Below are 12,284 nucleotides of genomic sequence, written 5' to 3'. Positions count from 1 at the left end.
CTTAAAATCAGGATAAGGGAAAAATATTATGAAGGTAATAATCGATATAGTTAGATACATAGTAGGTGGTTTATTCATTTTTAGCGGTTTGGTAAAAGTAGTTGACCCAGTTGGTACAGCCATAAAATTAGAAGAGTATTTTGCTGTTTTCGCAGGTGATATTGCACCCTTTTTCTCAGTATTTGAACCATATGCATTGGTAATTGGAATTATTTTAAATGTATTGGAAGTAACTTTAGGTATTGCATTGATCATTAGGTGGAGGGTAAAATACACCATGAACTTACTCAGTATTATGATCATATTTTTTACTTTTTTAACATTCTATACTGCCTATTTTAACAAAGTAACTGATTGTGGTTGCTTCGGAGATGCCATTACTTTAACTCCATGGCAATCTTTTACAAAAGATGTTATTTTGGTGGTTTTAATAGGTTTTTTATACCTGAATATTAAAAAAATTAAAGAAAGCACATTTGCCGCTAAAAACATCATAGTAGTATGTGTAACAGCCATAAGTTTCCTTCTTTGTATTTATGCGGTTAGACATCTGCCACCAATTGATTTTAGAGCTTATAAAGTAGGGACAAATATACCCGATGCCATGCAAGCTAAGGAAAGCCCAAAATTTCAATATACATTTGAAAAAGATGGAGAAAAAATTAAATCCTTTGATTATAAATCTGAAGAAGAAGGTTACAAATTGGTAGGCCACGAAGTTATTAATGAAGAAGCCTCCACTCCAAAAATCACAGATTTTGCCACATGGAATGAATCAGGAGATAAAACAGAAACGGTTTTAACTGGAAAAAAATTATGGATTGTCGCCTATGATATTTCAAATGCAAACACCGAAGGGTTAATTGATATAAACGATTTAATTTCTAGATTAAGCCCAGGCATTGAACCTATTATTTTAACCTCTTCTTCCGCAGAGGACGTTTTGAAAATCAGGGCAAGAAGAGGGATGAAAACCAATTTTTATTATGCGGATGCCACAGTATTAAAAACAATTATCCGATCAAACCCGGGGCTTGTTTTAGTAGAAAATGGAACGATAAAAGCCAAATGGCATTTCAATGATGTTCCTGATCCAATTGATATCACTGAAAAATTAAATTAAATATAGCCTATAAGGCAGTTACTTAAGGATCATTTGTATTGGCTTGAAAACCAGTAACAAACAACAATATTTTATGTAATTAAATTTTATAATCCATGTTATGCGCTATTTCCTAGTAGGGTTACCCGGTAGTGGTAAAAGTCATTGGGGAAAAATTTGGTCTGAAAAAATTAGCACCCCATATTTTGATTTAGATGAAATCATTGAAAATAATGAAGGTTTCAGTATATCTGATATTTTCAAAAATGAAGGGGAACAGCATTTTCGAAATTTAGAAACTTTTTATCTCAATAAATTAATTGATAATTATCAAGCTATTATACTTTCAACAGGGGGGGGCACCCCATGTTTTAATAATAATATGGCTCTAATGAATCAAAAAGGGTCAACATTATATCTTGACCCTCCGATTGATAAGATAGCATCTAGAATTTGGAACCAAGAAGAAAACATAAGACCTCTTTTTTCACATTGCAAAAAGCAATCTGATATAATAGATACATTACAAAAATTAAAAAACAAAAGGTCAGTATATTATGAAAAAGCTAAATTCCACCTAAATAATTGGGATAAAATGACTATTAAAACGCTTTTGAAATAACATGAAAACGTAATAGCATTTAGCAATTAAAAGTTTTTCCCAATAGTAATCCTGACATTAGAAATATTTGATTCTGAAGTTATAATATCACTTCCCGCATAAGCTGTAATATTAGGATTATTAAAGCTACTAAGCGTATAAGTTGCATCTACGAAAAATCCGTTTTTTCTCATGATCCCTATACCACCTGATATCGATTGTCTATTATAATCAAAAGTTCTATATGGATTATCGAAATAAGCAAAACCAGCTCTTGCTCGTAAAATATTCCATCTTCCCTCCACGCCTACTTTCAAATTAAATGTGTTCTGCAAATCGCTTCCAACATCAGGCACATCACCACCAAAAGCTCCATTGGTACTGCTATATCGAGCAGAAGTATAGTCCACGTATTCCAAATCTGCAGTTACGAAACCATATTTGGATAAGAATGCTGTGGCTCCCACTGATAATTTTTGTGGTAATCTAAGACTATAAGCAGGTACTTCATTCAAAATCTCCTCTTCATAGCTAACATTTTCCTCATCTGTTTCAGGATTATATATGAAAAAAGATTCCATTGATATTTCTTGAGTTTCCGTCAAAGAAATGAAAGTAGGAGTTGTATATGAAAATCCTAAATTCAAAATATTTAAAGGTTTGTAAATACCCCCTATTGTGAATGCAGCACCTGTACCTGAAATCATAGTCTCTTCATTAAGCTCCATATAGTTTAAAAAACTATTGTCAGGTGTTTCTCTAAAACTTCTAACCTGACGATAATTAAGGAAATTAACATTTAAAGCGGCTCCCAAATAAAAAACATCATTGTAATTAGCACCATAAGATAAATCCAAAGTAGTAAGTCCACTATAATAATCGATGTTTTCTCTTTGAACAGCATTTTGTGTTAAATATCCATCCGTATTTCCATCATAGTCATATCTATCTACAATGAAGGTATCATCATTTGTAGCAAAAGTCTGAAGCAAATATGTTTGGTAGGCCAAATATGTGTAAGTATCGGAATTTGCAACATCCTCAATCTCATTTCTAAAATTAAATTCTCTAAATCCATTCTCTGTTAAAAAAGGAAATAAGGCACTTTCAGTGAAATCGTAAACTATGCCATCAGCCCCCTGCTCAACCGTCCCGCTGTAGTTGATATTATTGTAAAAACTTTGCTTTTGATTAATAGCTATTCCGAATGTACCTGAAACCCACTTAGAACCGGCATATTCTTCATATCTGTTATGGAAAACCATACCCATATTGGGAATTTGAAAATTTCCACCCATATTTTGAGTGTTTTCGCCTTCATATTGCGCGCTGTAATCACCAACTCTTAAAACGGGTGAAAATGCCCAAGTAGAACGGTTATAGAAACCCAATCCGGCAGGATTGCCTGAAATACTGCTAATATCTCCACCCAAGGAGACATTTGCTCCACCTAAAGCTACAAATCTAGCGGATCCACCTCCATCAGTCTGACTGAACCTTACAGCATCGGCAGTATAAAGTGGTACCTGAGCAAAAGAATTAAATGAACATAATAAACCTATAAATATCAGAGAAAAATATTTGAGCGTTTTCATTGATTAAAAGTTAATAGTGCTTAAATAATTTGATACAGAATTACTGTATTCTTAAAGAATTTTTTAAGGATATAATTAAATTAGATTATAAAAAAAGCACCCTGGTTTAAAGGTGCTTTCAAAATTATCATCCACCTCTTTCGCCTCTAGAAGAAGATGAGCTACTTCTTGATGAGCCACTACTTCTGGAACTGCTTCCTGAAGATCGGCTACTGGAAGAGGATGATCTTCCAACGGAACTACTACTTCTTGAACTAGATGAGGATCTTCCAAAGGAAGAACTTCTACTTGAACTATTGGATGACCTTCCATAAGAGCTACTTCTGCTTGATCCTGATGACCTTCCAAAAGAACTACTGCTTCTATTTGAACTGTTTCCAAATGTAGCACTTCTATTATTACCAGAGCTTCTACCCGAAGAATAAGAAGATCTGTTGGTTCTAGCGCTATTATAGTATCTAGAACTATTATTAGTGCTAGCGTTTGTTCTACTGACGCTGGAAGCATTGTTCGAAACGGTTCTTCCTCTGTTTCCAGAGTAAGAGGCAGTTCTCACATTGTTGTCAGAAGTTGCACGAGCATATTGTGCGGTTCTCGAAGTTCTGCTGTAAATTGAGCTATTAGCATTATTCACATTAGCAGTTCTTGCCGAAGCACTTGATCTACTAGAGACATTATTTGTTCTAGTTGATCTGTCGGCAACTTGTATTGCACTTCTACTTCTTTCAGTTCCAACATTTCTGCTTACACTATAATTATCATTTGAGTTTCTAGTCCTACTACTGGCAACTCTTGCATTAGTTGCTGACCTACTTACTCGCGGATTGCTAGTATAAGTTCTGCTTCTTCTATTCAGGTTATTATCTGCAAAGAAATGACTGTTATAAAATCCAGCATTATAACCATCATAAAATCCGTTTCTATATCCCCAGCCATAAGAGCCTCCCCAGTAAGGATTTCTCCATGGATTTCTATATGCAAAAGGACTTCCCCAATATGGGTCGAAAAATGGATCATAAAAGAACGGGTCATAAAAACCTCTTCCAAATCCTCTACCGAAACCAATAGACCAAGAATTCATGCCCCAAGAATTAAATCCAAATCCTACATTGAAGCCCGGACGAAACATAAACGGATCATAAAATCCTCCATACATCATTGGGTTATTCCAACCATACATCCATGGATCGTTCCAACCGTACATCATTGGGTTCATCCCACCATAGTAATTATATATTTGGGTTTGACCATTTCTTTGTCCATTCTGAGGATTAAGACCTCTTCTTGCCGCATTTTCATCATAATACCATCCCTGTTCTTCTGATTGTTCAGCGACAGGAGGCTCCTGATTCAATTCATCATTTTGTTTCTTTTCATTGCTTTTGAAATCATTCAAACCCTCATTTGAAGATTCAAATTGATCATATGCGTAGCCTGATTTTTTCAATTCCTCAGCCTTACGCTTTTCTTCCAAGGCAATTTTCTCGTTCAATACCTTTCTATCTTTAGAGGTAAAGTACAAGTCATCATTTTCTACTTTAAGATCAGATTGTCCAAATCCGACCTCTGGCATAAAAAATATGCTAATTATTAATATAAAGCTTAAGGTTTTCATGGCTACATAATTTAATGTTTCTAATTTTACAACGATTATTATTGTAAATTGATTTCAATATATGAAAATCATTCGAGATAATAATCATTAATAATGATACAAACTTCATACCAAAAATTACAAAATGGCAAAAGTATTACCAAAAAGAAGTGATGATTATTCACTGTGGTACAATGAATTAGTAAAAAAAGCGGATTTAGCTGAGAATTCTGCCGTAAGAGGTTGCATGATCATTAAACCTTATGGATATTCCATTTGGGAAAAAATGCAAAGGGAATTGGATGATATGTTTAAGGAAACCGGTCATCAGAATGCTTATTTTCCTTTATTCATTCCTAAATCATATTTAAGCAAGGAGGCAGACCATGTGGAAGGCTTTGCAAAGGAATGTGCAGTAGTTACACATTACCGTTTGAAAAATGATGAAAATGGTAAAGGAATAGTAGTAGATCCTGAAGCTAAGTTGGAAGAAGAGCTTATTGTGAGGCCTACTTCAGAAACTATAATCTGGAATACCTATAAAAATTGGGTACAATCATACAGAGACCTACCATTATTAGTCAATCAATGGGCCAATGTGGTCAGATGGGAAATGAGAACACGCTTATTTTTAAGGACAGCCGAATTCTTATGGCAAGAAGGTCACACGGCACACGCTACCAAACAAGAAGCCATTGATGAAACTGAGCAAATGATCAATATTTATGCGGAGTTTGCTGAAGAATTCATGGCATTACCTGTTATCAAAGGATTGAAATCGGAAAGTGAAAGATTTGCAGGAGCATTGGAAACTTATTGTATAGAAGGCTTAATGCAAGATGGAAAAGCCCTACAAGCCGGGACTTCCCATTTTTTAGGTCAAAATTTCGCTAAAGCTTTTGATGTGAAATTTGCCACTAAGGAAGGTAAGCAAGAATATGTTTGGGGAACTTCATGGGGTGTAAGCACAAGATTAATGGGCGCATTGGTAATGGCCCACTCTGATGATGAAGGTTTGGTTTTACCACCAAGATTAGCTCCTATACAGGTGGTAATTGTTCCGATTTATAAAACGGAAGAAGATCAGAAGAAAATTGCTGAGGTGGCTGAAAACCTTAAAAAATCCTTAAAAAAGAAAAGGATTACTGTGAAATTTGATGATAGAGACACCCATAAACCAGGCTTTAAATTTGCTGAATGGGAATTAAAAGGTGTTCCTTTACGAATTGCAATTGGCCCAAGAGACCTGGAAAATGGCACGGTTGAATTAGCAAGAAGGGACACTAAAGAAAAGCAAACGGTCAATATCGAAGGAATTGAATCTACAATTGAAGAAACACTAGAATTGATTCAACAGAATATTTATAAAAAGGCTTTTGATTTCAGAGCTGAAAATACCTATAAGGTAGATACTTATGAGGAATTTAAGTCACAATTAGAAAAAACTGGTGGATTTATAAGTGCACATTGGGATGGAACGGCCGAAACTGAAGAGAAAATAAAAGAAGAAACCAAAGCAACCATCCGTTGCATTCCCTTGGATGCAGAAGAGGAAATTGGAAAATGTATTTATTCAGGAAAGCCATCAAATAAAAGAGTACTTTTTGCAAAAGCTTACTGATTTTAACTATTTTTAGCTTTAATTTAATTATATGATAGGTATTATCTTTCTTATCCTTGCAGGTCTGATTCTGATTATTGCAGAATTGATATTCGTTCCAGGCACTACATTTGTGGGGGTAATCGGTCTTTTGCTCACTATAGTGGGTATTTTTATGGTCTTTGATGACTATGGTAATGTTGCCGGTTATTGGACTGTTGCTGGGACAACAATAGTTACTGTAATCGGAATTGTGTACAGTTTTAAATCCAATTCCTGGGACAGATTTTCCTTGAAATCAAGCATTAAAAGCAAGGTAAACGATGAAGATATCTTTTCTTTTCAAGTAGGTGAAAAAGGAAAAACCGTTTCTGATTTAAAACCTATTGGAAAAGCCGAAATTTTTGGCAAGATTTACGAAGTCAGAAGTAAAGGAGAGTGGATAGGTGCCGGACAAGAAATCCAAGTAATTAGAATAGATTCAAAACGAATATTTGTAGAACCAATTAAATAATATGGACACTTCATTAATTTTTATTGTAATAGCAGGAATAGTCTTATTTTTCGTATTCCTGTATTTCGTACCCATTAACCTGTGGATTACAGCGATTTTCTCAGGAGTAAAAGTCGGTTTATTCGAGCTGGTTTTTATGAGAATCAGAAAGGTGCCACCACGAATTATAGTGGAATCTATGATTACGGCCACCAAAGCTGGTTTGGAGGTTACCACCAATGAACTCGAAACCCATTATCTGGCGGGTGGTAATGTGCCCAATGTCATTAAAGCATTAATATCAGCAGATAAAGCCAATATCACTTTAGGTTTCAAACAAGCCACTGCTATTGACTTAGCGGGAAGAGATGTGTTTGAAGCAGTTCAAATTTCCGTAAACCCAAAAGTAATTACCACTCCTAAAGTAGCGGCTGTAGCTGCTGATGGAATTCAGTTGATTGCAATTGCAAGAGTTACGGTAAGAGCCAACATTCAACAATTAGTAGGTGGTGCTGGAGAAGACACGATTCTAGCAAGAGTTGGTGAAGGTATCGTTACCTCAATTGGTTCAGCTAATTCACATAAAAACGTATTGGAGAATCCAGATAAGATTTCAAAATTAGTATTGCAAAGAGGTTTAGATGCCGGAACTGCATTTGAGATTTTATCAATTGATATTGCAGATGTGGATGTAGGAGCGAATATTGGAGCTAAACTACAAACTGACCAAGCATCTGCCGACTTGAAAGTAGCTGAAGCAAAAGCAGAAGAAAGAAGGGCGATGGCGGTTGCAGAAGAGCAAGAAATGAAAGCCAAAGCACAAGAAGCTAGAGCAAAAGTAATTGAAGCTGAAGCGCAAGTTCCTCAAGCAATTGCTGAATCATTCAGAAGTGGTAATTTAGGTATTATGGATTATTACAGAATGCAGAATATCCAAGCGGATACAGACATGAGAGATTCTATATCAGGAAGCGATAAAGGATCAAGTTCAGCTAAAAAATCATCTGGCGGTAAAAAAGGAGATGATAAATAAAGCTAGATTTTAGCATTAATAAATGGCTCAACTTAATGAAAGTTGGGCCATTTTTTTTGCTATTTGTAGCTTTGACTAAAACTATTTCAAAGTTAATATTAATAGAAATTACAGAAATTTACATTTTAGAATCTATTGTTCAATACAACTTTTGAAAAGTTGAATTAGAGTTATTCTAAAATAAAGCATGTAAACTTCTTCAATCTTTTTTCTTAATTTCGGGCATGGCAAATACAATTAAATTCCAGCTAATAGATGTATTTACATCGGAGCCTTTTGGAGGAAATCCATTGGCAATTTTCGACAATACCGAAAGCTTGAGTGCTGAAAAAATGCAAAAAATAGCAAAAGAATTAAACTTATCGGAATCAGTTTTTCTTACTAGTAGTGAAAATGATGCCGATGTAAAAATGCGGATTTTCACACCTGGGATGGAATTGCCCACTGCCGGTCACCCTACCATTGGTACTTCATATTACTTATTAAAAGAAAAAGGTATAAAGCCAAAAAAGGCTAAAGACCTACTGTTGGAACAAAATATTGGAAAGATTAAGGTCCAATTCGAGCAGCACGATAAGGAGATTTCTAAAATACTAATGGAGCAACCATTACCTAAATTTGAGCAGACTTTTAAGGACAAAAAGCTTGTGGCCTCACTTCTTTCAATTGAAGAAGAGGAGATTTCAAAAGATTTTCCCTGCAGAATAGTAAATTGTGGAAATCCATTTTTAATGGTTCCTATTCAAACATTAAATTCAGTAAAACAGCTAAAACTGAACAATGAGCTTTTTAGTGAAATTTTGGATGAGATTTTCATCACAGGTGTAATGGCTTTCACTATGGAGACTGAAAATAAAAATCACCTTACCCATAGCCGTATGTTTGCGCCCCATATTGGAGTTCCGGAAGATCCGGCAACCGGTAGCGCACATGGTCCTCTGGCTTCATATATTCATAATTACAATATTGCTGATTTAAGTATATTATCTATTGGAGAACAAGGATATGAAATGGGCAGACCAAGTCAAATTAAAATGCAAATAGTACAAGAAGACGGAAAAATATCCAAAGTCCTAGTGGGCGGATCCTGCGTTCATATGGGAAGTGGAGAAATCAGGATACCTGAATAAATGAAGCCTTGTAAAATACTTTTTGTTTGCCCTTACCCTTTTGATGAAGCTCCTAGTCAACGCTTTCGTTTTGAACAATACCTTAACATATTAGAAAAAGAAGGATATTCATTTCAATTAGCCCCATTTTTAAATCTTAAAGCCTGGAAAATCCTGTATAAATCAGGAAATAGCGCCAAAAAAATAGGATGGCTTGTCATATCTTTTATCAAGCGTTTTATATTGCTATTTCAACTGAGTGCATACGAATTTATATTTATCCATAGAGAAGCAACTCCATTAGGTCCTCCTTTTTTTGAATGGACAATTCGCTTTATTTGGCGAAAAAAGATCATCTATGATTTTGATGATGCCATTTGGTTGGAAGACCCGAATGAAAAGGGAAGCTTAAAAGCTAGAATAAAATGGAAAACTAAGGTAAAAAACATTTGTAAATGGAGTTATAAAGTAAGTTGCGGAAATGAGTATTTAGCTGAATTTGCGATGAAATACAATCAAAGTGTTGTAGTAAATCCAACCACAATCGATACGGATTATCATAAAGAAATAAAAATATCGAAGAGCGAAAAAAATGTGATTGGCTGGACAGGAACACATTCTACCCTCCCCTATTTAAAGATTTTACTCCCGGTTTTAGATGAACTAACAAATGAATATGAATTTGAATTATTAGTGATTTCCAACCAAAAACCAGATTTTGATGTCCCATACATGCGGTTTATTCCATGGAGTAAGTCTTCTGAGATAGACGACTTAAACAAAATGGATATTGGTATCATGCCATTAAGTGATGATATTTGGAGCAAAGGAAAATGCGGCTTTAAATTATTGCAGTATGTGGCCATTAAAAAACCAATAGTGGCATCTCCGGTAGGGGTTAATAAGAAACTTCTACTTGAAAGTGGGGCTGGATACTCGGCTAATAATGACAAAGAATGGGAGGATAAGTTAATAAAACTATTGGAAGATCATGATTTAAGAATAAAATTAGGAGAAAAGGGACAGGATTACATTAAGAATCATTACTCAGTTATTTCAAACAAGAAAAATTTTTTAAGCTTATTTAAATGATGAATAATTAAAATTAAAATTTTCAATTAAATTTCAATACTTTTATACATATGTATCACCAAAACATAACACTATGAAAAGAATATTTACAGGACTCATTGTAGCCATTTATAGTTTGGCTAGTTTAAATAATGCACAAGCTCAAAATTTTGAGCAGGTTGTTAATTCAGGGGTAGCTGATGCTAATACTTATCTGGAAAATTACATGAATCCAGTTGCCACTTCTATTGGAAATGGATTAGCCAATGGCTGGTATAATACAGCAAAACCACATAAAACATTAGGTTTTGATTTAACATTTAATATTAATATGGCTACTATTCCAGATGCGGCCAAAACCTTTGAATTTGTTGCGGCAGAATATGAAAATATAACGCTGGATGACCCATCAAATAATGAATTACCAACCTTTATAGGTTCAAGTACCAATCAAGAATTGGTTATTAGCGGAAATCGAGAAATTGCTGCAGGTCAATCAGTTTCCTATGAAGAAAGAATTGGTGCTCCTGATGGTATTTTTGGAGATTTGGATTATCCGGGACCATTAGCCATTCCTACTCCAACAGTTCAATTAGGTGTTGGGATTGTGAAAAATACAGACTTAATAATTCGATACACACCGCAAATAAATATAGGGGACTTCAGTTTTCAATCATTTGGATTTGGTGTGAAGCATGATTTCAAACAATGGATACCAGGAATGAAATTATTACCCTTTGACTTATCAGGTATAGTTGGTTTCAATAAACTTTCAACCAATTATCAGATTGATGAAAGCCAAGGTCAATTTGCTGAATTCGGTGCAAGTGCCACCACTATTCAGGCCATTATTTCAAAAAAGTTATTGTTTTTCACCCCATATGCAGGGCTTGGTGTCAATATTGTAAGGTCAAATTTTGCCATGAAGGGTGATTATACATTTAATGAAGGGGAGCCTTCTGAAGTGACCGTAACAGATCCTATTGACTTAACTTTTGATGGTAGCGGTGGGCCAAGATTTACTGTTGGGGCAAGAGTGAAAATCTTATGGGTATTGGCTTTAAATGTTGATTATACCATACAAAAATACAATACTCTATCGGTAGGATTAGGATTAAATATCCGATAGGTTTAAAAACAAGAAATTGTGTCATTCATAGCACAGATCAATACTTTGGTCTGTGCTTTTTTGTTATTTATGGTAAAATAATACATCATATACTAAATCTTAAATCTTTCAGTTAATATTGCAGCGCAACTAAATAAAAACATATATGAAAAAAGTAACATTAATTTTATTCGTTTTATTATTAGCTCAACAAGCCTATTCGCAAATTGGCAGCGGAAATATTTTAATTGGAGGAAGTGCCCAATTTCAAAATATTGAAAATGCTGATTTTCAGGAAATAAGAGTGTTACCGAATGTACAATATTTTTTAAGTGATAACCTGTCTGTAGGTGGTGCTGTTGGATTTAGTACTCAAAGGAATAATTTAGGAGAAGATGACTATGTAAGAACTAATAGCATATCATTTAGCCCTGAGGCAAGGTACTATATTGGATTAGGTGAAAATGTTCACTTTTACGGTGCTGCAAGATTTGGTTTTGGTTTTGGTGGTTCTACTGCGATTAATGGCAACGATAGAACCGATTTGAATGACCGCACTTCTTTTAATTTGGGCATTAATCCTGGGATATTATTCACCCCTGGCTCTAAAATCGGTTTTAATTTCGAATTAAATATGGTGTCATTTAACCGGACTGGTGTAACACCTGCGGGAGGAAATACTACCACCGTTTCAAATGGAATAAACCTAGGCATCAATACATTTGCACCAACATTTGGAATGTATTTTATTTTAGGCGAGTAATTCAGAAAGGATTTTCAACTAAGCCTCATTGGAAATAGAACCAATGGGGCTTTTTGATTGATTTGGTAATTAATCATTCATTTATGGGCAATACCGTCCTAAATAAAGAGAGGGGTTTAAGTTTTATCCCAAAATATTAATTTTGGGTTGACACAAAAACCAAAAAACCCCTCATGAGCAATATTACACTTTTTGCACAGATAATTAAAAAAATT

The 12,284-nt window shown here is 34.7% G+C and carries 11 protein-coding genes; 9 read left to right on the top strand and 2 right to left on the bottom strand.

Going from position 1 to position 12,284, the window contains the following annotated elements; translation table 11 throughout:
* Positions 1-28: 28 nt before the first annotated feature.
* Together ACFE0M_RS08515 and ACFE0M_RS08510 are read left to right on the top strand one after the other, a co-directional pair.
* On the top strand, positions 29-1,123 hold the full coding sequence (locus ACFE0M_RS08515; RefSeq protein ID WP_434545333.1) for a BT_3928 family protein: 1,095 nt from the start codon (positions 29-31) through the stop codon (positions 1,121-1,123).
* A gap of 100 nt (positions 1,124-1,223) precedes the next feature.
* Entirely contained in the window at positions 1,224-1,724 is a 501-nt protein-coding gene (locus ACFE0M_RS08510) for a shikimate kinase (protein ID WP_434545332.1), read from the top strand.
* 26 nt (positions 1,725-1,750) lie between these two features.
* On the opposite strand, the gene ACFE0M_RS08505 is transcribed toward ACFE0M_RS08510, so the two are convergent.
* Both ACFE0M_RS08505 and ACFE0M_RS08500 read right to left on the bottom strand, forming a co-directional pair.
* Positions 1,751-3,298, bottom strand: a complete 1,548-nt coding sequence (locus tag ACFE0M_RS08505) for an OmpP1/FadL family transporter (protein WP_434545331.1) — start codon at positions 3,296-3,298, stop codon at positions 1,751-1,753.
* A 127-nt stretch (positions 3,299-3,425) separates the two neighbouring features.
* Positions 3,426-4,913, bottom strand: coding sequence for a hypothetical protein (locus ACFE0M_RS08500; RefSeq protein WP_434545330.1), 1,488 nt, complete (start codon positions 4,911-4,913; stop codon positions 3,426-3,428).
* Between the two features lie 124 nt (positions 4,914-5,037).
* On the opposite strand from ACFE0M_RS08500, the gene proS reads away from it, so the two are divergent.
* From proS to ACFE0M_RS08465, 7 genes are all read left to right on the top strand, one after another.
* Entirely contained in the window at positions 5,038-6,513 is a 1,476-nt protein-coding gene (proS, locus tag ACFE0M_RS08495) for a proline--tRNA ligase (RefSeq protein WP_434545329.1), read from the top strand.
* A gap of 31 nt (positions 6,514-6,544) precedes the next feature.
* The gene (locus ACFE0M_RS08490; protein ID WP_434545328.1) at positions 6,545-7,006 is read left to right on the top strand and encodes an NfeD family protein; all 462 of its coding nucleotides are present in this window, start codon (positions 6,545-6,547) and stop codon (positions 7,004-7,006) included.
* A gap of 1 nt (position 7,007) precedes the next feature.
* Positions 7,008-8,018, top strand: coding sequence for a flotillin-like protein FloA (gene floA, locus ACFE0M_RS08485; protein WP_013455820.1), 1,011 nt, complete (start codon positions 7,008-7,010; stop codon positions 8,016-8,018).
* A 224-nt stretch (positions 8,019-8,242) separates the two neighbouring features.
* Positions 8,243-9,148, top strand: coding sequence for a PhzF family phenazine biosynthesis protein (locus tag ACFE0M_RS08480; protein ID WP_434545327.1), 906 nt, complete (start codon positions 8,243-8,245; stop codon positions 9,146-9,148).
* Entirely contained in the window at positions 9,149-10,219 is a 1,071-nt protein-coding gene (locus ACFE0M_RS08475) for a glycosyltransferase (protein WP_434545326.1), read from the top strand.
* Positions 10,220-10,292: 73 nt separating this feature from the next.
* The gene (locus tag ACFE0M_RS08470; RefSeq protein WP_434545325.1) at positions 10,293-11,327 is read left to right on the top strand and encodes a DUF6588 family protein; all 1,035 of its coding nucleotides are present in this window, start codon (positions 10,293-10,295) and stop codon (positions 11,325-11,327) included.
* A 145-nt stretch (positions 11,328-11,472) separates the two neighbouring features.
* Positions 11,473-12,069: an outer membrane beta-barrel protein gene (locus ACFE0M_RS08465; RefSeq protein ID WP_434545324.1), complete on the top strand. Its 597-nt coding sequence runs from the start codon at positions 11,473-11,475 to the stop codon at positions 12,067-12,069.
* Positions 12,070-12,284: the final 215 nt, after the last annotated feature.

Source organism: Marivirga sp. (assembly GCF_051117495.1).
GTDB lineage: Bacteria > Bacteroidota > Bacteroidia > Cytophagales > Cyclobacteriaceae > Marivirga.
The sequence above is the reverse complement of the archived record's forward strand: the minus strand, read 5'-3'. Positions and strand labels throughout refer to the sequence as shown.